The sequence below is a fragment of the Longimicrobium terrae genome (genome assembly GCF_014202995.1).
Lineage (GTDB): Bacteria > Gemmatimonadota > Gemmatimonadetes > Longimicrobiales > Longimicrobiaceae > Longimicrobium > Longimicrobium terrae.
Genome location: NZ_JACHIA010000001.1, coordinates 775,046 through 796,691, shown reverse-complemented (window position 1 = coordinate 796,691; position 21,646 = coordinate 775,046). Strand labels below are relative to the sequence as shown.

Genomic DNA, 21,646 nt, shown 5'->3' with positions numbered 1-21,646 from the left:
ATGTCCGCAACCGATCAACGCGTGGCCGGGGAGCGCGCGGCCGCCGCCTCCGCGGAGGCCGCCACCGCGGCGTGGGCGGCCACACCCGGCGCCGGCTACCGGTGGACGATCTGCGCGCTGCTCTTCTTTGCCACCACCATCAACTACATCGACCGGCAGGTGCTGGGCATTCTGGCGCCCACGCTCACCAAGGAACTGGGGTGGAGCGAGGCGGCGTACGGCGACATCGTTTCCACGTTCAGCTTTGCCTACGGGGTGGGCTTTCTGGTCATGGGCCGGCTGATGGACCGCATCGGCGTGCGCAAGGGATACGCGTTCAGCATCGTGGCGTGGAGCCTGGCGGCCATGAGCCACGCACTGGCCGGCAGCACCGCGGGGTTCAGCTGGGCCCGCGGGGCGCTGGGGCTGGGCGAGTCCGGCAACTTTCCCGGCGCCATCAAGGCCACGGCGGAGTGGTTCCCCAAGAAGGAGCGCGCGCTGGCCACGGGAATCTTCAACGCGGGCAGCAACGTGGGCGCCATCGTGGCGCCCATCATGGTGCCGTGGATCACCCTGGTCTGGGGATGGCGGGAGGCGTTCATCGTCACCGGCGCGCTGGGCTTTCTGTGGCTGGCCGCGTGGCTGATCGTGTACCGCTCGCCGGAGCAGCACCCGCGCGTATCCAGCCAGGAGCTGGCGTACATCCGCAGCGATCCCGCGGAAGCGACCACGGCGGTGCCCTGGCTGAGCCTGCTGCGCCACCGGCAGACCTGGGCCTTCTTTCTGGCCAAGTTCCTCACCGACCCCATCTGGTGGTTCTATCTGTACTGGCTGCCCAAGTTTCTGGACGCGCGCTTCGGGGTGCAGCTGGGCAAGATCGCGCTTCCGCTGGTGGTCATCTACGTGGTCGCGGACGTCGGTTCGGTGGGCGGCGGATGGCTGAGCAGCAACCTCATCAAGCGCGGCTGGACGGTGAACGCGGGGCGCAAGGCGGCGCTGCTGGTCGCGGCCCTGCTCATCGTCCCCACGATGTTCGCCCCGCGGGCCGAGACGCTGTGGGTGGCGGTGGGGATCGTGAGCGTGGCGGCGGCGGCGCACCAGTGGTGGAGCGCCAACCTGTTCACGACGGCGAGCGACATGTTTCCGCGCCGCGCCGTCGCGTCCGTGGTGGGGATCGGCGGATTCGCCGGGGCGATGGGCGGCTTCCTCTTTCAGCGGCTGACCGGCCGCATTCTGGACGCCACGGGAAACAACTACTCCATCATCTTCGTGATGTGCGGGCTGGCGTACGTGACGGCCCTGCTGATCATGCACCTGATGGTGCCGCGGCTGACCCCGGCCAACCTGGACGGCGACTGATCCGTCACGAAAACGCAGCCGAAAACGTTGCGGTGGGATCGGATACGCACTAGCTTTGCACGGTAGATAGTTCCGAGCGGGAACAATATGGTGTTTCCGCCCGGAAATCCTCCGGAACCGCCCTCCTCAGCGCGGCTCCGGAGGGATGGCGGGCACGGCCGGCGGCACACGCGGCCCTCCCGCCGGGCCGCTGCGACGCGGGCCAACCCGGTCCGCAGGCGGCGGATGCGTGCCGCGCGGCGGCCGGGCCGGTCAGGGCAGGGGGCCATCCGCCCGACCCGATGAATTTGTTCCGTATGGGTGCAAATGGGGCGAACGCTCCGCACCTCGTTCGCCGGACGGCGCGCCACGCCCGCCCGCATGCTCCCCCACCCCGACCCCGAGGGTCGCTTCCTTCCGGAGAGTCCGCGATGAAATGGACCGCTGCACTCCTTGTCCTGCTGGCCTGTGCCGTGATGCCGGCACGCCTGACCGCGCAGGACACCGGCCGCATTACAGGTGTCGTCACGGACGCGCAGTCCAACGCGCCCGTGCCCGCGGTGTCGGTGTCCCTTGACGGCACCACGCGCGGCGTGGTGACCGGGCCGGACGGGCGCTACACCCTGACCGGCGTGAGCGCGGGGACGCACTCGGTGCGCGCCACGCGCGTGGGCTACGCCACCGCCGAGCGCACCGTGACGGTGCCCGCCGGCGGAACCGCCACGCTGGACCTGCAGATCGGCTCGTCGGTGCTGCAGCTGGACGAGATCGTGGCCGTGGGCTACGGCACCGCCCGCCGCCAGGACCTTACCGGCTCGGTGGCCTCGGTGAACGTGGAGGCCGTGCGCGACATCCCCGTGGTGTCGGTGGACCAGCTGCTGCAGGGCACCGCGCCCGGCGTGCAGGTGAGCACGGCCAGCAGCGCCCCCGGCGGCGGCATCAGCATCCGCGTGCGCGGCGGCACCTCCATCTCCGAAGGCGTCAGCAACGAGCCGCTGTACGTGATCGACGGCTTTCCCATCGAGGTGGACTACGCGGCGGACGCGGCGGGAAGCGGCGGCCGGGCCAGCGGCATCACCGTGGCGCCCAACCCGCTCACCTCGCTGAACCCGCGCGACATCGAGAGCATCCAGGTGCTCAAGGACGCGTCGGCCACCGCCATCTACGGATCGCGCGCGGCCAACGGCGTGGTGCTCATCACCACCCGCCAGGGCGTCGCGGGCGCCCCGCGCTTCAACTTCGAGGCGTTCACCGGCATCCAGAACGTGGCGCACCGCTACGACCTGCTGAACGGGCCGGAGTACGCGCAGTTCGCCAACGAGTGGGCCGCCAGCCAGGAGATCGAGCCGCTGTTCGCGGACCCGACCAACGTGGCGAGCACCGACTGGCAGGACCGCATCTTCCGCCAGGCCCCGATGCAGAGCTACCAGCTTTCCGTCACCGGCGGCACCAGCGGCAACAACGCCACGCGCTACGCGGTTTCCGCCGGCTACTTCAACCAGGACGGCGTGGTGCTGGGGTCGGCGTTCGACCGCATGTCGCTGCGGCTGAACCTGGACCAGCAGGTGGGCAGCCGCCTGCGCATCGGCAGCAACCTTACCGGCAGCCGGGTGGCCACGCAGTTCGCGCCCACGGACGGCGCGGTGGGCGGCAGCGATCAAAGTGCCGTCGCGGCGGCCCTGCAGTACCTGCCCACCCTGCCGGTCCGCCGGCCGGACGGCAGCTACAGCAACATGCTGGATGACGCCCCGCAGGAAATCACCGGCGCCATCACCCTGCAGGACATTCAGAACCCGGTGGCCGTCCTGGCCAACATGAAGGACAACCTGGGCGACGACCGCATCCTGGGGAACTCGTTCGCCGAGTACACGCTGACGGAAGGGCTGACGCTGCGCTCCACCTTCGGCGCCAACATCAGCCAGCGCTCGCGCGACACCTACTGGCCGCGGGAAACGCTGCGCGGCGAGCAGACCAACGGGCAGGCCGTGCGCGCGCGGACGGAAAGCAACTCGTTCCTGAACGAGAACACGCTGAACTTCAACCGCATGTTCGGCCAGGACCACCTGGTCAACGCCGTGGTGGGCTTCAGCCGCCAGGTGCAGCACACCACGCGCACCAGCATTCTGAACGAGAACTTCATCAACGACATCCTGGGCTACAACGACATCAACGCCGGCAACCGCTCGGGCGGGCCGCTGGTGACGTCGGGCGAGGAGCGCACCGCGCTGCAGTCGTACCTGGGACGCCTGAACTACAACCTGCTGGGCCGCTACATCTTTACCGCCACCGGCCGCTACGACGGCTCGTCGCGCTTCGGCCCGCAGCGGCGGTGGGGCTTCTTTCCGAGCGGCGCCTTTGCCTGGCGCGCGTCGGAGGAGTCGTTCCTGCGCGACAACGAGCAGGTGAACGACCTCAAGTTCCGCGTCGCGTACGGCGCCACCGGCAACGCGGGCGTGCGCCCGTACCAGTCGCTGGCCACGCTGGACCCGCGCAACGGCAGCTTCGGCGGCACCATCGTCACCGGCTACCGCCCGGGCAGCCTGGCCAACGAGGAGCTGGGGTGGGAAACGACCCGCCAGTTCGACGCCGGGATGGACCTGGGGCTGTGGGACAACCTGGCCACCCTGACGGTGGACTACTACAACCGCAGCACCACCGACCTGCTGCTGCAGGTGCAGCTGCCGCTGGAGACGGGCTTCCGCGAGGCGTTCCAGAACGCGGGCGAAGTGCGCAACCGCGGCTGGGAAGTGGCGCTGGGGCTGAACCCGGTGCGCGGCGACGGGCAGACCACCGCCCGGTGGAGCAACAACCTCATCTACTCGCGCAACCGCAACAAGGTCATCGACCTGGGCCCGGTTGACGTGCTGCGCGTGCGGGGCATCAGCGCCAACTTCAACTTCCCGGGCACGGACATCCGCGTGGGCTACCCCATCGGCGTGTTCTACGGCTACCAGACCCAGGGGCTGTTCCGCGACTCGGCGGAGGCGGCCAACTATCCGGCCAAGCTCCCCACCCGCTCCTTCAAGGCGGGCGAGTCGCGGGTGCTGGACCTGAACGGCGACTCACTCATCAACGAACTGGACCGCACCGTCATCGGCGACCCCAACCCCGAGTACAACGTGGGGTGGAACAGCAACGTGGCGTGGCGCGGATTCGAGCTCAGCACGCTGGTGAGCGGCAGCATCGGCGCCGACGTGCTGAACCTGAACCTGATCCGGCTGGACGGCGGCACGCCGACCACCAACGTGACGCGCGACCGCTTCTACGGTCGCTGGACGCCGGAAAACCCGGACGCCAAGTATCCGGCCATCGGGGTGACGTCGGGATCGATCGGATCGAACTACGTGGATACGATGCTGGAGGACGGCTCGTTCGTGCGGCTGGCGAACGTGACGCTGAGCTACAACGTGCCCAGCCGGTGGATCCGCCAGCGCGGCCTGCGCGAGACGCGGCTGTACGTGTCGGGAAACAACCTGCACACGTGGACCAAGTACAGCGGATACAACCCGGACGTGAGCAGCATGGGCGTGGGCAACGTGAACCGCGGCGTGGATGTGGGCGCCTATCCGCTCTCGCGCACCATCACGCTGGGCGTCAACGTCGGCTACTGATCCCGGGCGGGCGCCGCCGGCACACCGCCGGCGGCGCGCTTCCACCGGATTCCGCACGCTTCTCTGGAGAATGATGATGTTGAAGCGCTTCGCGGCCTTCGTGGCCGCCCCCCTGCTCCTGGGGATGACCGCCTGCAGCGACGACTTCCTGGCGGAAGTGCCGCAGGACTTCATCGGGCCGGGCAACTTCTACAAGAACGCCGATGACGCCCTGGCGGCGGTCAACGGCGTGTACGCCTCGTTCAACGCGCCGCAGGGGTACGGCAGCGACGACTACATGGGGCGCAACTTCTACATGCTGGTGGAATACCCGGGCGAAGCCATCACCTCGCGCTACGGGGCCACGCACGACCGCGGCAGCCTGGACGCGTACAACTACACGGCGGAGCACGTCTACCTCCCCACCGTGTGGGGCGCGGCGTATTCGGCCATCGGCGCGGCCAACTCGGTCACCAGCAACGTGCCGGGGATCGACATGGACGCGGCGCTGCGCGACCGCATCGTGGGTGAAGCGCGCTTTCTGCGCGCGGTGCACTACTTCAACCTGGTCCGCCTGTTCGGCGACGTGCCGCTGCGGCTGGAAGAGGTGCGCACGCTGAACGACCTGGCCATTCCGCGCACCCCGGTTGCGCAGGTGTACGCGGCCATCATCGAGGACCTGCAGTTCGCGGCCGAGCACCTGCCGGCCACCTATGCCGGCGTGTCGGGGAACAACACCGGGCGCGCCACCAGCGGCGCGGCGCACGCGCTGCTGGCCAAGGTGCACCTGCAGTACGCGGGCGTGCACGGCGGCGGGGCGGCGTCGTGGACGGCGGCGGCCAACGAGGCCAAGACCGTGATGGACGGCGGCCGCTACCAGCTGCTGCCGGACTTTGCCCGCGTGTTCGCGCTGGACAACGAGAACAACGCCGAGATCATCTTCGCCATCCAGAACACGCGGGTGACGGGGCAGGGCGGGCGCCTGGCGCAGCACGTGGCGCCCATTGGCAGCGGGCTGTCGGGCGCCAACGCGGGCGGCGTGTCGTTCTACTCGGAGTGGCCGTTCTACCGCGACTGGTCTGACACGGACAAGCGCAAGGCGGCCACCTGGCTTACGTCGTACACGCACCCCACGCGCGGCGCGCTGACCTGGTCGCGCACGATGACGGCCACGCAGCAGACCAACTACGGCACGCCGGGCGGCGGCCCCAGCCCCCGCAAGTACCTGGATCCGCAGGCGCTTACGGGCGCGGGCGAGGAAACGGACTACATCCTGTTGCGCTACGCCGACATCCTGCTGGCGCGGGCCGAGGCGCTGAACGAGCTGCAGGGTCCCACGGGCGACGCGTTTGACGCGGTGGACGCGGTGCGTCTGCGCGCCGGGCTGGGCCGGCTGCCCCGCACCATGAACCAGTCGCAGCTGCGCGACGCCATCCAGATCGAGCGCCGGTACGAGCTGGTGCTGGAAGGGCATGCGTTCTTCGACATGCAGCGCCACTGGGAGTGGAGCAAGGCGCGCGTGCAGGCCAACATCCAGGCGGGCAAGACGGTCGCCAACGGCGGGCAGAACCTGAACGCCAGCCCGTGGGGCAACAGCGTGCCCAAGGTGGGGGCCAACAACGGCAACATCGAGGACCGCTACAAGTTCTACCCGGTGCCGGCCGCCGCGCTGGCCACCAACCCGCAGCTGGTGCAGACGCCGGGCTGGTAAGGGTTTGGATGGATGATGTGAAAGGGGCGCCTTCCCGGTTCGGGGAGGCGCCCCCTTCTTTGTCGGAGGAATCGATGGGGATTGGGGCGTTCCGGCGGGTTCGCGGGCGGCCCCCACCCGGGCCGGCACCACCGGCCCACCCTCCCCCAAAAAAGACTGGGGGAGGGTTGGGGCGGGGCAGAAGACTCGGTGCGTGCTGCGGAGTCGAGTGTGGCGGCGAGTGTCTGGAGCGAATGAATCCGCCGCTCCAACAGCGGAAAGCCCCGACACGGCGCCCACAGGCGCCGTTCGGGGCTTCAACTGCTCGACAGATTGCCACCTGTGCCGTGGCCAGCCGCCGCGCTGAGGTCTCCCCCTCTCCCGCTTGCGGGAGAGGGGGCCGGGGGGTGAGGGCTGCCCGCGGCCGCGCCACACCATCCAGAGCGCGCTGAGTCGTCGTTCTCCCCTCCCCGCCTCACGCGTTCAAGGGCAGACGTACCAGCAGCTCTCAACCCCGTACTGGAGCGTGTTGCAGTCGCCGGTGCAGGTCAGCTCGTAGGTGGGATAGGCGGGCGAGGCGTGACCCCGCACAGTCCCGCAGCCAGCCGTGGCCGGGGCGGCCTCGAGCGACTCCACGCGCAGCGCCTCCACATCCAGCTTCATCTTCTTCATCGCGTCCTCCATCGTCGTGAAAGGAAGGGCGGCTCGCCACGGTGGACGCGCCCCCCGAGTGCCAGAAGTGTCGGGATCGTGACTACCGAAAGATGACCGCGAGCGATTCCCATCCACAACATATCCGTTCAATGATCGGCGCGAAACGTTTCGACTCTGGGCGCATTTTCCGGATGCCGACCGCTTGGCTCTACGGCCGCCGAGTGGTGATGAGGATGACGCCATTGGCGCCGCGCACGCCATATTCCGCCAATGATGAGATGTCGCGCAGCACCTGGATGTCGACGATGTCGGCGGGGTTGATGCCCAGCAGCGCGCCGCCGGGCCCGGGATCCATCGGCGTTCCATCCACCACGAACAGCGGGTCGCCGCTCCCCAGGAACGAACTGCGTCCGCGCACCCGCACCGCGATCTCGCCGTTCGGCATCTGGATCACCTGCACGCCCGAGAACCGCCCCGCCATCAGTTCCTCCGCGCGCGCCACGGGTCGCCCCGCACCGTAGCTCTCCTGCCGCTCCTCCTCCACCTCTTCGCCCGTGGACGGCTCGGTTTCCGGCTCCTGGTGGCGGCAGGCGCCAAGGATGATGGCGAACGCGAGAAGCGCGACAACACGCGCCGCGTGGCGGGGAAGGGAAGAAGGGCGCATGGAGGATCTCCCGGGTGGAGGGCGAGCGCGCGAAGTTACGACAGTACGAGAGTACAGCGGGTCCTCCGATCAGCAGCCGATCGGCGAACTCATGCCGAAGCCGCGGTCTCGGCAAAGAAGGAGGGCGGCGCCCAACCCGATCGCCGCCCCACCTATTCCCTATTCCCTATTCCCTATTCCCTGCCGTCTGCCTCTGCATCCACCGCTCATACCGCCGCAGCGACGTCGCCGGCTCGTCCGTATACCACAGATACCCGGTCCGCCGCTCGTCGCCGATCTCGGACAGATTGTACCGGATCACGCCATCGCGGTCACTGAAGATGGGCCGGTTGGTGCCGATCTCGTAGAAGCGCGCCCAGATGGGCCCGGCGCCCGCCTGCGGCGTCAGGTTGCCGCGCGGAACATATGCGTAGCCGGTGATGGCCGATTCCCGGAACCACGCCGCCGCCGCATGGATGGCCGCCGTCACCTGCGGTGACGGGTTCTGTACGCCCAGCAGAAAGTCCAGGATGGCGGCGCTTTCCCGCCCCGTGAGCGAGGCGTGCTCGTACGCGCGTGCCTTGACCGGCACCAGGCTGATGGGATCGTGCTGGGCGCCCCAGACGGTCTTTCTGCCGTTTACCGCCACCTGCGTTGCGAGAATGCATCCCACGCCGCGCTCCACCCCCGCCGCCGCGCGCGCCCGCAGCTCCGCGGGGACGAACGCGTGCTCGCCGGTGGCGGTGGCGCGCAGCACCTGCAGCGCGTGCACGGTGGCGTCGTCGTTGTACGTCGCGGCGTCGTGGTAGCCGCCCTCCAGCGGGTAGATCTGCGGCCAGCACCCGCTCGGCTGCTGCGAAACGAGCAGGTACTCGATGCCGCGCGCGAACGCATCCCGGTACGCGGCAACGTTGTGCGCGGCGTTGGCCCGGGCTAGGAAGTTCAGCTGCTCCGTCGTCGATCCGTTGTCCAGCGTGCCGATCCACGTCCACCGGTCGTCGCTGCCGAAGCTTTCGCCCGGCTGCCGCGCGTGCACGTAGTCGGTGCGCTTGCTCCATCCGCCGGTGGGCGTCTGGTAGCTGACCAGGATGTCCGCCAGCCGCCGCGCCTCGTCCGTGCGGAACCAGGCCTCGTTCATCGCCGAGCGCACGGAAAAACCGTTACCCTGCGGCGCGGGCGTGAACGCATCCTTTCCCGCCGCGCGCAGCTCCGCGTCGATGAAGGCGCGGTCCCGCCGCCGGTTCTCCGCCGAGGTCTGCACGTAGCGCGTCCACGCGGCGCGCTCGGCGGCCGGCAGGGACACGATTCGCGACATCGCCAGCAACGTGTCCTGCGCGGCGCGGGCGGCGGGCGCGGGCGCGCTCGTGGCGGCAACGGATGCGGGCTTGTCCGCGGGGGCGGCTTGCGCGGGTGCGCACGCGCCCAGGAGCACGCTGGCGGAGCACAGCAGCGGCGCCGCCATCCGGGCGCGGCGCAATGCGAAGAGGCTGCGGTTCATCAGAACTCCGTAGATGTGCGTGCGGTGGCCGGGCTCGGATGGTGGAGCGTCAGCCTTCCAGGCTGAGCGCCCCGGTCCTCGCCCGTCACGGAATCCATCCATCGAACACTTCGGCGGCGGTGACGGCGGCCGCTTCGGTGGCCGTGAGCTGGCGCCTTCTGGGATTGATGGCGGCTCCCGGTCCGGTGGAGCCGAACTCGTAGAAGCGGGCGTCCTCGGGCTGGTTCTCTACCCGGCGGCCCGCGGCGTCGGTGCTGTTCATGGGGTCCCACCCGCGCTCGGCGATGTGGTTGTCCATCCACACGTTGATGAAGACGGCGCTGCCGATGGCGTCCGGCTTTCCCGACGGGTGCCACGGCCGCCCCAGCGTGACTGATCCCGGCGCCATGGACGGGTTTTCCTTGCGCAGCCGCCCGCCCAGGAACACAAAGCCGTACGGCTGAGTGATGGCCGTGCTGGGGGCCGTCACGTACCCGTTGTTGGTAGATGAGCCGCGGTCGCGCGAGATGATGTCGCAGTCCTCGAACAGCGCGCGCCCCCACCCGAAGATGAAGTCCACGCTGCCGACGATTTCGCAGCCGTTGAAGTACGAGCGGCCCGCGTTGGGAAAGAGCGTGTCCTGATAGCCGGTGATGGCGCAGTCGCGAAACACCGCGCGGTCGTTGCCTTCATCCAGCATCACGGCCACGGCCTGCGTGCCGCGCAGCTTGGCGGGATCGTCCTCCGCGAGCGCGGCGTTGGCGGGAAGGTCGTATGCGTTTTCCACCGTCATCCCCTCCAGCCGGAACCCCGGCGCGGCGATGCGCAGGGTAAAGCTGCCGCGCGTTCCGTACGTCCACCCGCCCGGCGACGGCTGCCCCGCGGCGGCGTCAAAGGTGAGCACGGTTCCGCGCCGGCTCTCACCCATCAGGTGGATGTTGGGCTTGGTGACGCTCAGCTTCTCCCGATACCGCCCGTCGCGTACGCGGATGGTCCACGGGGTGTCGGATGAGGGCGTTGCCGCCTCCAGCGCCGCGCCGATGGAGCGATAGGTCCGGATCCCGCCCCTGCGCTCTCCATCCATCCCGCGATACGCTGCGTCCACGATGGCATTCGCCGCTCTGGCGGGGGCCGGCGCGATGGGCGATCCGGAGTGTTCGCGCGACCACCGGTTATCGTATTCCGCCAGCGCGCGGATGGGCTCGTCCGTGAACCAGCCGTATCCCCAGGCGGAGTCCGCCAGTTCGCGCCAGTCGTACCGGATCACGCCATCGCGGTTGCTGAAGATGGGCCGGTTGGTCCCCACCTCGTAGAAGCGCGCCCAGAGCGGGCCCGCGCCCGGCGTCACGACCGGGGGCCGGCCGGGTTGGCGCGTGTATCCCCACAGCATCTGCTCGCGCAGCCACGCCGCGGCGCCGCGCACGGCGGTCTGCACGCGCTCGTAGGGGCGCTCCATCTCCATCAGCCAGCGGAAGATGGCCGCGCCCTCCTTGCCGCTGAGCGACGCGTGCTCGTACCGCCGCGCGCCGATCGGGGCGAGCGTGAGCGGGTCGTGCTGCGCGCCCCACCCGGTGCGCCGCCCGTCCACGATGACCTGGCTGGCGAGGATGCACTCGGTCCCGAGCGCCACCGCGTGGCGCGCGCGCTCGCGGGTCGCGGATGGAACGAACCCCGGCTGCCCATCCGCCACCTCGCCCAGAAAGCGGAGGATGCGCAGCATGGCGTCGTCGTTGAACGTAGCCGCGTCGTGGTAGCCGCCCTCCAGCGGGTACACCTGCGGCCAGCAACCATTGGGGAATTGCGCGGCGAGCACGTAATCCACCCCGCGCAGGTAGGCGGCGCGGTGCACGGATGATCCGTTCGCCGCCATCACGCGTGCAAGAAAGCGCAGGTGCGTGGTGGTGGCGCCGTTGTCGAACGTGCCCACGTAGTGCCACGACTCGCCCGGCGCGTAGCTCTGGCCCGGGCGGCGCGGCCCGGCGGTGAAATTGATGTGCTTGGACCAGCCGCCATTTGGCGTCTGGTAGCTCGCGATGGCGTTCGCCAAGCGGCGCGCCTCGTCCCCGGCGAACCACGAGTCCGGGCGTTCGTCAAACCCGCTCAGGTCCGGGCCGTTGGGCGCGGAGGTGGGTGATGCACGTCGTCGTTCGGCGGCGAGCGCGGCGCGGTCCGCCGCCATGGCCGCGCGTGAGGCGCGGAGATACGTCTGCCACGCGGTGCGCTCGGTGGCGGAAAGCGCGGCGATGCGCTCCGCGGCAAGCGGCTGCGCGGGGCCTTCCACTGGCGGCTGCGCGGCGGCGGATCGGGTGATCATCCCCGCGGCGGCGAGGGCGGGGATCAGCAGGCGGAACGCGGCGGAGCGCACGGTCATCGCGGCGCGGCGGGCGTGCTGTCCGGCCGGGCGATGCGCGCGGCGATGGGCAGGCGCGCCTCACGGATGCCGTCGACGACGAGCCCGGCCATCACTTCCGCGCCCAGCGGCGAGAAGTGTGTATCATCCGACAGGCCTTGGGGATAGTTGGGGTTCTCCCCCGGCGCGAGGTGCAGAAAGAGCGACTTGGAGCGCTCCGGGCCATACTCGCGGATCACGCGCTCGCTGGCTCGGTGCACGTCGATGAGGGGCACGTTCAGCTCGGCCGCGACCGCGCGGGTAATGCCGGGATACTCGCCGTGCGCGTCGTAGAACTCGCCGCTGGCGTTGAAGCGGCGGCGCATCACCGGCGTCATCAGCACGGGATATCCGCCCTTGGCGCGCACCTCGTTGACGAAGCGCGTGAGGTTGGCGCGGAAGTCCGCCGGTGGCGTGTACCGGTCGGTCTTTTCTACCGATGCGTCGTTGTGGCCGAACTGGATGAAGACGTAGTCGCCGGCGTGCATCCCGTCGACGATCTCCTGCCAGCGGCCTTCGGAGATGAAGGTGCGCGTGCTGCGGCCGTTTCGCGCCAGGTTCGCGACGCGGACGTGATCGATGTCGAAGTACTGCTGCAGCCGCTCTCCCCATCCCGTTTCCGGACGCCGGGTGACCAGCTTCTGGGCAATGGTGGAGTCGCCGGCCAGGTACAGCGTGACCGGGCGGTCCCACAGGGCGAAGCCGGTGAGCAGGAGCAGCAGCGGCAGCAGCATCAGGCGGAGCGTGCGCATCGAGCGATGGGGCTGGGGTTTTCCCCGATCCGTGTGGATGCGGGTACGCTGGAGAACCGGAAGTCCGCTGGGGCGACTGAAGTCGCGGCAACAACGGCGCGAAGTCCGCCTTCGCGGACTGCATCCGACACTTCGGCGCGGGTCGACGTGTCCGGTTCAGGCGGAGACCCGCCGGAGCGAACAGGTTCCGTGCGTCGACGCGGTTTGTTGCGTCCGCCTGTCCAGGAGCGAATGAATTCGCCGCTGGAAAGGCACGAAGTCCGCCTTCGCGGACTGCATCCGCCGCTGGGGTGTGATCCCCCGCGCCAGAGCCATCCGCTGTCATCCTGAGCGAGCGGCGGCGACGCGTTTTCCGGTGCACCGCAGCCTGCAGCGAGTCGAAGGATCTTGCCACATTGCCCGCCTCGATCACCGGGCCTCGAGTCTGATCCGTTCCCCTCCTGCCGGCGCCCTGCGTCTGCCGTGGTAAGATCCTTCGACTGCGCGCCATAGTCCGGCATGGCGGAAAGTACGACGCTGCGCTCCGCTCAGGATGACAAATCCGGGTGGCGGCGCGGGGCGATCCGCGACTGCCGTCGCGGCGCACCCGCGTGTAGGCTGCAGTCCGCGCAGGCGGACTTCGCGCCGTTGTTGCCGCGACTTCAGTCGCCCCGGCGAGCCCGGAGGCCGCCCCGGATCAGTCCCGCGCGGTGGCTGCAGAGGGTGCGACCGGTTCCACGCGAAAGTCGTCGAAGTCCGCGTATCCTGTGCGGGTGGCGCCGTGCGGCGCGAGCGCGAACAGGCCCACCTTGGCGCCCACCCAGCGCCCCTCGCGCGCCGTGAACGGCGCGCCGATGTCGCGCCACGTACGCCCGTCCGCGCTGTACGAAAACTGTCCGCGCGCGCCATCCATCATCCGCACCCGCAGTTGAACGGTGGACGCTGACGGCGCGGCAATCTGCACCACCGTTTCCCGCCCGCCCTGGTGCGCGTTGGCGGCGCGGCCCTGCGCCAGTACGAGACCGTCCGCGTTCCGCCGGACCGCGAGGTACGCGTAATCCATCCCCATCACCATAAGGCCGGCCTGCTCGCCCGCTGCGATGCCCCGTGCGTCGATGCGCGTGGTGGCCTGGAACCGCGGCGCGGGCAGCATCTGCAGCAGCAGCCCGGGCGCGTTCCACAGGCCGCCGGTGCTGTCCGGCGCCGCCTGTGAATTGAGCCGCAGCCATCCGCTTCGCGACACGAGCGAGTACGCGTCCGCGCGCGGGTTGGCCGCCCACTGCCACTGCAGCCCGAGCGCGCGCTGGCGGAAATCGTCCGTCGTCTGCGGAACCGAACGACCGCGCCGTGCAACGTCCGGCATGCGGAAGGTGGAAACCGGCTCCCCCTTTCCGTCACCGTCCGGGTCCGTGCCGATCACCGGCCAGCCGTCGCGCCACGCCATGGGCTGCAGGTGCACGATGCGGCCGTACGCACCCACGTCCTGAAAGTGGATGAACCAGTCTTCGCCGCGCGGTGTCTGGATCCATGCGCCCTGGTGCGGCCCGTTCACCTCCGTCGCGCCCTGGGCGAGGACGATGCGGTCCTCGTACGGGCCGTAGATGCTGCGCGAGCGCAGCACGGTCTGCCATCCCGTGGGCACACCGCCGGCGGGCGCAAAGATGTAGTACCAGCCATCGCGCTTGTAGAATTTGGGCCCCTCCATCGTCGGGTGCGCGACCGAGTCCATGAACACCTGCCGCCCCTCGTCCAGCAGCCGGTCGCCGTCCGGGCTCATCCGGTTCACGTGCAGCACGTGCTTGATGCCGCTTCGGCTACGTGCAAACGCATGAACGAGATACGCGTTTCCGTCGTCGTCCCACAGCGGCGCGGGATCGATCCACCCGCGCGCGGCGTGAACCAGGACGGGCGCTTCCCACGCGCCGCGGATGTCGCGCGTGCGGACGCGGTAGATGCCGCGGTCCGGATCGCCGTAAAAGATCCAGAACCAGCCATCGTGGTAGCGGATGGACGGCGCCCACACCCCGTTGCCGTGCTGCGGAACGTTGAACGCGGGATCGGCGAAGCGCGGGATGGCGTGGTTGATCAGCGTCCAGTGCACCAGGTCGGTGGAGTGCAGAATCGGCAGCGCGGGCACGGAGTTGAAGCTGGATGACGTCATGTAGAAGTCGTCGCCCACGCGCACCACGTCGGGGTCCGAGTAGTCGGCGTAGATGATGGGATTGCGATACATCCCGTTCCCCGCGTCCGGGCTCCACGCCTGCGCGTGCGCCGTTCCCGCCATCGCGAGCGCCAGCAGCACCGCCGCCGATCTGCCTTTCATCGTCCCCCGATGACTGGAAGTGTTGTGGATGCCGGGCGTCTCCCGCCACGACCGGGCCACCGTTCCTCGCCCGACTCTGAACGCTCAATCGATGAGGACATGAGCCTCGGACGGTTCGACGCAACGTATCGTTCGGATCGACGATTCACGCGCCCCACTCCGCCGGTGGGAACGCGCGCCGCACTTTCGGCCACAGTCCGCGCAGGCGGACTTCGTGCTTTTCCAGCGGCGAATTCATTCGCTCCTGGACAGGCGTTTTCACGCCACGACCGGGCTCTCGTCCGTCGCGCTGCTCCGCCCGCCCGGAGCCGTGGACGATCGTTATCCGCCGAAGGCGCGCATCACTCCGCGCGCGGATTCCACCCGCGCAGCACCTGCGCGACGGTGAAGTACGCGGCGGCCTGCTCCGTCAGCACGCGGCGAGAGGGGCTGGGTGCGGCGCCCGGCCCGGTGCTGCCGTACTCAAAGAAGCGCGACATCTCCGGCTCATACCACATCCGCTCGCCCGCGGCGTTCATCATCGACATGCGCGTCCATCCGGCGGCGCTCACGTGATCGTCCATCCACGTGCCGATGAACACGGCGCTGCCCACCAGCGTGGGGTCCGCGCCGGGGTGCCAGGGCCGCCCCAGGACCACGCTGTTTGCCGCCATGGATGGCGATTCCTTGCGCAGCCGGCCTCGGATGAACACCAAGCCGAACGGCTGACTGAGCGGCGTGCTGGGCGCGGTGATGTACCCGTTGTTGGTGCGGCTTCCGCGGTCCAGCGAGACGATGTCGCAGTCCTCAAACACCGTCCGCCCGCCGCCGAAGATGAAGTCCACGCTCCCCAGGATGGTGCACCCGGTGAAGTACGCCCGGTCGCCGTCCGTAAACAGCGTGTCCTGGTGCCCGCGCAGCACGCAGTCGCCAAAGAACGAGCGGTCGCTGGCGCTGTCGGTGAGCACCGCCACGCCCTGCGAGCCCTCCAGCCGCGTGGGATCGTCCGCCGCCTTGCGCCTGTTGGCCATGTAGTCAAAGGCGTTTTCCACCGTCATGCGCTGCAGGCGAAAGCCCGGCGCGGCGACGCGAAGGGTGAAGCTGCCGCGCGTTCCCCACGTTCCGCCGCCCGGCGCGGCGTGCCCGGCCGCGGCGTCATAGGTGAGGACCGCGCCGTCGCGGCTCTCGCCGGTGAGGTGCACGTTGGGGCGGGTGACGCTGAGCTTTTCGTGATAGCGTCCGTTGCGCACCAGCACGCGGTACGGCGCCTCACCCGCGGGCGCGGCGGCCAGCGCGGCGCCGATGGTGCGCCACGTGGGCACGCCCGCGGTGCGCGCGCCGTCCGTTCCGCGGTGCGCGGCATCGACGACGGCGTGGTAGCGGCCGGACTGCGCGGCTGCATGCCCACCGATGAAGGTGAGCGCGAGGACCAGCGCGAACGTGCGAAGGATGGAGCGGGCCATCGGTACGGACCGTAGCGGGTGGACTGAGGCACCGTCGCGCGGTGCACATCAAATCAGGCACGAACACGCGACGGATCACCGGCTGATGCATATTGTTCCCACTTGGAACAATCGTACGGGATCGGCCGATCCGGCGCAAGCGGGGCCGGGCGGGAGGTTGGATGCGTGGGCAATCCGGCCCGCAATCATCATCCTGAATCAGACACCGGGCGTGCGTTCGCTGGTGGCGTCCGCATTCGCGGCGACGCACGTTATCATCCTCGTCCCGCTATCCTCTCCCGTCACGCACGACCCCGCACCGCGATGAAGACACTTGGCCGCTCGTTCGCCTGCGCCGCCGCCTTTCTGCTGGCCGCCTGTGACAATCCCGCAGGCACCGGCGCCGCCCGTCCGGAGGTTCTGTTCGTCCGCCGGGACGGCACGAGCGCCAGCATATTCGCCATGCACCCGGACGGGAGCGGCGAGGTGCAACTGACCCTAGGCAATGACGATGATTGCCCGCGCTGGTCGCCCGACGGACGGACGATCTCGTTCACCCGCGAGCGCGTTCTGGAGCCGGGATCGACATCGCGCACCCGTGAGATCCACCTGATGCGCGCGGATGGATCAGGGGTCCGGCGCATCTCCCTGGACCGGAGCGGCGCCTGCGCGGACTGGGCGCCGGATGGACGACGGCTCGTGTACGACGCGCCCGACTTTCAGGTAGCGGCAGTGAACGTTTACGTGATGGACGCCGGTGGCGGGAACCGTGTTCAGTTGACGCGGAATTCGTGGGCGTCGAATTCCCCGCGGTGGTCGCCCGATGGACGTAGGATCGTGTTCCTCAGCGGCGAGAGCGGGGAGTTGAAGCTGTGGATCATGAACGCCGACGGGAGCGGACGCCGCGCGGTGGGCGAGTCGTGCGCGGGATATTCGTCCGATCCGTCGTGGTCGCCGGATGGGTCGCGACTCGCGTTTGTGTGCGGTTCCGGGCCGGAAGGGGATGTGTACGTCATCGGGGTGGACGGCACGGGGGAGCGGCGGCTGGATCCGAGCGAGCCGGGCCGTCCCGGAGTGGACAGCCAGCCCGTCTGGTCGCCCGATGGCCGGCGCATTCTGGCCGCGCGCATCAATGACCTGAACCGGAACGTCTACAGCTTTCCCGCGGATGGTGGTGCCGGCGTGCGCATCACCACCGACGCGAGCTGGGAGGCCCCGTTCGACTGGCGCTGAGGGCGTGCCGCGAGGCGCTTTGTGCGAGGGCGGACGGGTGTGCGTTGCGCGACGTTGGCTCGGCCGGAGAGTAGATCCTTCAGTCGCGCGGAGTTCGGCGCGCGGGAGAGTGCGGCGCACGCTCCCTCAGGATGACATGGTGGGTAGGGCGGCCCAGGATGCAACGCGTGTTGCCGCTGCGGATTAAACGCCACCGGCGTCATCCTGAGGAGGCGCCAGCCGCGTTGTCCGGCGCAGCGTACCATGGCGCCGACGAAGGATCTGCCTTCCCCCGTTCCAACTCCGGCCGGACGCGCGGCACCATCCCCGCAATGCAGTTGAAGCCCCGATCGTGGACGCGTCAGCGGCCACGAGTCGGGGCTTCCCGCTTCTTGAGCGGCGGATTTATTCGCTCATCGGGGCCTGCGCTCGATCATTGATCGCTCGCTCGCGCCGCATCCCTCCATCAAACCAACCGCTCGACATCATCTCGGAGCGGCCGCGGAGCCCGATCGTCCTCGGATCATCCCCCCGGTCCCGATCCGCCCAATCAGTACCGCCGCGCGACGGCGCCGCGCATGCCGGGCGCGCCGGGAAGGGCGGGGAGGCGCACGGGGCGGGCGGTCAGCCCGGCGGTGTCGGAAAGGGCGCGCATGAACGCCACCAGATCCTCCCGGTCGCGCGCGGACAGGTGAAGCGAATCCGCCGGCAGCGTCTGGTTGTCCAGGTGAATGCCCCACGCCGGCCCGCCGCCGCGATCGTAGAAATCCACCACCTCCTCCAGCGTGGCGAACACCCCGTTGTGCATGTACGGCGCGGTGAGCGCGGCGTTGCGCACCGTGGGCGTCTTGAAGGCGTGGCGGTGCAGCGAAACGCCCGCCACCGCCCCGCGCCCCTCGTCCGCGTCCACGCGCGCCGCCGTCCGCGCCGCGCGGTCCGGCACGCCCAGCACCTCCACCTCTGCCTTGCCGAACGCGGGCGGCACCGTGCCGTTGAACAGCGGGGCAAAGTGGCAGCTTCCGCAGCGCGCGCGCCCCATGAACAGGTTGAAGCCGCGGCGCTCCGCCGGGCCCATCGCGTTTCTGTCGCCGCGCACGTAGCGGTCGAACGGCGCGTTCATCCCCTGCAGCGAGCGGATGTACGCCGCTACGGCGCCGCGCACCCGGTCCGCGGTCACCCGCGAGCCGCCGTCCGCGTACGCCGCGCGAAAGTGCGCCACGTACTCCGGGCTTCCCTCCAGAAGCGCCACCGCGCGCGCAAAATCGCCGTGCATCTCGTCGCGGTTGCGCACCACGTCGTTGACCTGGTCTTCCAGAAACGTCGTCCGCAGATCGTAGAAGGCGCCGGCCTGCAGCCCCGCGTTGATCACCGTGGGCGTGTTGCGGCGCGGGACGGGGCCGCCCGCGCGCAGCGGAGCCGGACGCGCGCGCCCGTCCGCGAAGGCGCGCTCGGGAAGGTGGCAGCTGGAGCAGGCCCGGCTCCCGTCTCCCGACAGCACGGGGTCGAAAAAGAGCAGCTTCCCCAGTTCCGCCCGGCGGGCCGGCGCGTCCTCCGCGCCGGAGGGCGCAAAGGCGAGCGGATCGATGGCGTCCGCGCCCCACAGCGTGGGCGCCGCGCCGCGCCACGCCCGCCGGTCCGGGGGCGCGGGAATGCGCAGCCGCTCGCGGGCGCGCCACAGCGCCCTGGCCAGCGGATCGGCGCGATCGGTCAGGAACGCCAGGCGGTCGAAGTCGTCCGCGGAGCGCGCGCCGTCCAGCGTGGCGACCGCGCGGGAGAAGGAGCCGTCGAGCTCGTCCGCCAGCCGCGCATCCGCCGTGCGCAGTTCATCCGCGTACGGGGCCACGGTTTCGCGCAGGGCGCGCAGCGAGGCGGCGGCTTCCGGCAGGGAAGTGCCGGCGAGGGGCGTATCGAATCCCGCCAGCCCCAGCACCACGATGCGCGCGATCTGCTGCCGCGCCGCGTCCCACACCACGGCGTCGGTCAGCGGCGTGGCCTCCAGCATTCCGCGCGCGCGGCGGGCGTTGGCGCGCGTGATCCGCGCCTCGCGCGCGAGTTCGGCGCGGCTCGCCTCATCCCATTCCGGCCACAGAAGCTCCTCCATCACCTGGAACCCCTCCGCCTCGATCACCGTGCGGTTGGGGTCGTCTTCCTCCACCTCGTCGATGGGCGGGCCGTTGATCCCCTCCGCGGTCGTGGGCGCGTACAACTCCACGAGGTGCTCCGCGCCCTTGTATGCCAGCCGCGCGCGCAGAAACTGGGCGCGCAGCGAGTCGGGCCCGGCCTTGGCGGCGCTCGCTTCCAGCCACAGAAGCGTCGCGTCCAGCCGGTCCAGCGCGGTCAGGGCGGAGGCGCGCGCGGCCGCGGCGCGGGGCGAGCCTTCCGCGGGCACGGTGGATGGGACGCCGCGCGAGCAGGCCGTGGCGAAAACGATCAGGAACAGCGCGGCGGCGCGGATCGGGATGATGCGGGTCATGGCGGATGACGGGAAAATGCGTGCGCGGCGCCGCCGGAGGGGCGGCGCCGCGCGGTCCATCGATCGGGAAATCAGCGCTCCAGGCCGGTCAGCACCACCAGCTGGCTGGCCTGCGACTCGTTGGGGCGCCCCGTGCCGCCGTCCGCCGCGCGGTAGCGGTCGCCCGTCCACGTGTGCGGCTGAATGGCGAGCAGAAAGCCGTCGCGGATCCCCGCTTCTTCCGTCAGGTCCAGCATGGCGCCGAACTCCCACGCGCCCAGGCTGCTGCGCGCGCCCGCCACGTTGTTGTACTTGGCGTCGCCGCGGTGGTGATCCAGTTCCGCCACCACGCGCAGCGCGCCGGAGCGCAGGTCGTACTGGTACACGCGGGCGTCGTGCGTCTCGTCGCCGTAGCCGTTGGGGTCTTCGCTGATGTAGGCGAAGTTGCGCGCCACCATGATGTTGTCGGGATTCTGGAACTCGCGCGCGGGCCCGTTGCGGTCGTCGCCGTCCAGCAGCACCTCCACCGTGCCGCGCGTGGGGTCCTGCCGGTCCAGCACCAGGCGGTACACGCGGCCGTACTTGCTGCGCGAGTAGTCGGCGTTCACGCCGGTATTGGCCTGGCCGGTGACGTTGAAGTAGACCTCGCGCCCGCCGCCGCTGCCCTTGCGGTAGTCGATGTCCTCCACGCGGCCGAACTGAATGGCCTTGAGCGACAGGCTGCGCGCGTTGATATCGGCGCCGGTCATGGCCGGAACGCTGCCCTCCAGCTTGCGGAAGACCACGGGATAGGTGGTGCCCGGCACCATGTCGCGCTCGCGGACCACGTCGTTGGCGCGCGCCATCACGTACACGCTGCCGGTGGTGAGGTCGCCGATGGAGTTGCCCACGTACAGCGCCAACTGCCCGCCCGCGGCGGAAGAAGAGTCGTCGTCGCCGATGACGATGACGGTGCGGTCACCGTACGCCTCGGCGGGGAGCGGAACGGCGTTTTCAGTGTTCCAGCGGCCCAGCGCGGTGAGGAAGGTGGAGGTGTTGCGCGCGCCGAACGGGTTTACGGCGTGAATCTGCGACTCGGCGTTGCTTTCACCGGCGGTGATGTACAGCGGCCCGAAGCCGTGCACTTCCGGGCGCACCATGGTGGCACTGCACAGGCGGTAGCGGCCGGCGTCGCTCTGCAGCACGTACTCGCCGGTGATGGGGCGGAAGTCCGCATCCAGCGTCAGGCGCGAGACGGAAAAGTTGTCTTCGTGGTTGACGAGCAGGGTGTAGACGCCGTCGGTGCCGCGCAGAATGCCCATGCCGTCCGCGGAGCCGCCGAAGATGAAGTTGGGCGAGCCCGGCAGCTGGTCGTCGCTGCTGATGACGGGAATGGCCTGCACGCCGGCGGGCAGGCTCTTGAGCAGCGCCGGCGTTACCGAGGTGGCGGCGAAGGTGATGCGGCGGCCGGGCTCGGTGGCGCTGTCGCACGCGGCGGCGGCGCCCGCGGCGAGGGCGGCGGTGGCGCCCATGGTGAGCAGGGTGCTTGCCTTCATCGGTGTTTCCAGGGAGAGGAGAGGGGTCTGCCCCGGGCCGCGTCCCGGCCGGGGAAGGCCTCAATCTCAGTCGCCCCGGCCCGTGTGCGAGCACGGGACCGTAACGTGAATGCCATGATCCCGTCGCGGTTCGCACGACGGAGAGGCCCCGTTCCGCGCGGGGGCGGAAGGGGCCTGTCGATGGGGATGGTGTGGAGGAGGGCCGGATTGTT

Annotated in this window: 13 protein-coding genes; 4 read left to right on the top strand and 9 right to left on the bottom strand. The window is 69.9% G+C overall.

Features of this window, described 5'->3' with window-relative positions; genetic code table 11:
- The 3 genes from HNQ61_RS03565 to HNQ61_RS03555 all read left to right on the top strand — a co-directional run bounded on the left by HNQ61_RS03565 (position 1) and on the right by HNQ61_RS03555 (position 6,618).
- The gene (locus tag HNQ61_RS03565) at positions 1-1,338 is read left to right on the top strand and encodes an MFS transporter (protein ID WP_170031928.1); all 1,338 of its coding nucleotides are present in this window, start codon (positions 1-3) and stop codon (positions 1,336-1,338) included.
- A gap of 410 nt (positions 1,339-1,748) precedes the next feature.
- A complete protein-coding gene (locus tag HNQ61_RS03560; RefSeq protein WP_170031925.1) occupies positions 1,749-4,928 on the top strand; it encodes a SusC/RagA family TonB-linked outer membrane protein in 3,180 nt (1,059 codons plus the stop codon).
- Between the two features lie 76 nt (positions 4,929-5,004).
- The gene (locus tag HNQ61_RS03555) at positions 5,005-6,618 is read left to right on the top strand and encodes a RagB/SusD family nutrient uptake outer membrane protein (RefSeq protein WP_170031922.1); all 1,614 of its coding nucleotides are present in this window, start codon (positions 5,005-5,007) and stop codon (positions 6,616-6,618) included.
- Between the two features lie 462 nt (positions 6,619-7,080).
- Here the strand turns inward: HNQ61_RS03555 and HNQ61_RS03550 are convergent, their stop codons facing one another.
- The 7 genes from HNQ61_RS03550 to HNQ61_RS03520 all read right to left on the bottom strand — a co-directional run bounded on the left by HNQ61_RS03550 (position 7,081) and on the right by HNQ61_RS03520 (position 16,256).
- A complete protein-coding gene (locus HNQ61_RS03550; RefSeq protein ID WP_170031919.1) occupies positions 7,081-7,269 on the bottom strand; it encodes a hypothetical protein in 189 nt (62 codons plus the stop codon).
- Between the two features lie 190 nt (positions 7,270-7,459).
- On the bottom strand, positions 7,460-7,915 hold the full coding sequence (locus HNQ61_RS03545; RefSeq protein WP_170031916.1) for a TonB-dependent receptor plug domain-containing protein: 456 nt from the start codon (positions 7,913-7,915) through the stop codon (positions 7,460-7,462).
- Positions 7,916-8,081: 166 nt separating this feature from the next.
- Complete coding sequence (pelA, locus tag HNQ61_RS03540; protein WP_170031913.1) at positions 8,082-9,392, bottom strand: pectate lyase; 1,311 nt, start codon at positions 9,390-9,392, stop codon at positions 8,082-8,084.
- A gap of 85 nt (positions 9,393-9,477) precedes the next feature.
- A complete protein-coding gene (pelA, locus tag HNQ61_RS03535; RefSeq protein WP_170031910.1) occupies positions 9,478-11,742 on the bottom strand; it encodes a pectate lyase in 2,265 nt (754 codons plus the stop codon).
- Positions 11,739-12,512, bottom strand: coding sequence for a rhamnogalacturonan acetylesterase (locus tag HNQ61_RS03530; RefSeq protein ID WP_205761171.1), 774 nt, complete (start codon positions 12,510-12,512; stop codon positions 11,739-11,741). Before HNQ61_RS03530 ends, pelA (HNQ61_RS03535) begins: the two co-directional genes overlap by 4 nt.
- Positions 12,513-13,188: 676 nt before the next feature.
- Positions 13,189-14,814, bottom strand: coding sequence for a glycoside hydrolase family 43 protein (locus HNQ61_RS03525; RefSeq protein ID WP_205761169.1), 1,626 nt, complete (start codon positions 14,812-14,814; stop codon positions 13,189-13,191).
- Positions 14,815-15,155: 341 nt separating this feature from the next.
- Entirely contained in the window at positions 15,156-16,256 is a 1,101-nt protein-coding gene (locus HNQ61_RS03520; protein ID WP_170031907.1) for a pectinesterase family protein, read from the bottom strand.
- Between the two features lie 303 nt (positions 16,257-16,559).
- On the opposite strand from HNQ61_RS03520, the gene HNQ61_RS03515 reads away from it, so the two are divergent.
- Entirely contained in the window at positions 16,560-17,468 is a 909-nt protein-coding gene (locus HNQ61_RS03515) for a PD40 domain-containing protein (protein WP_170031904.1), read from the top strand.
- 529 nt (positions 17,469-17,997) lie between these two features.
- Here the strand turns inward: HNQ61_RS03515 and HNQ61_RS03510 are convergent.
- Positions 17,998-19,920, bottom strand: a complete 1,923-nt coding sequence (locus HNQ61_RS03510; protein ID WP_170031901.1) for a cytochrome c peroxidase — start codon at positions 19,918-19,920, stop codon at positions 17,998-18,000.
- 71 nt (positions 19,921-19,991) lie between these two features.
- Positions 19,992-21,434 (bottom strand): PhoX family protein, encoded by a 1,443-nt coding sequence (locus tag HNQ61_RS03505; RefSeq protein WP_170031898.1) that lies wholly within the window; start codon positions 21,432-21,434, stop codon positions 19,992-19,994.
- Between the last annotated feature and the right edge of the window lie 212 nt (positions 21,435-21,646).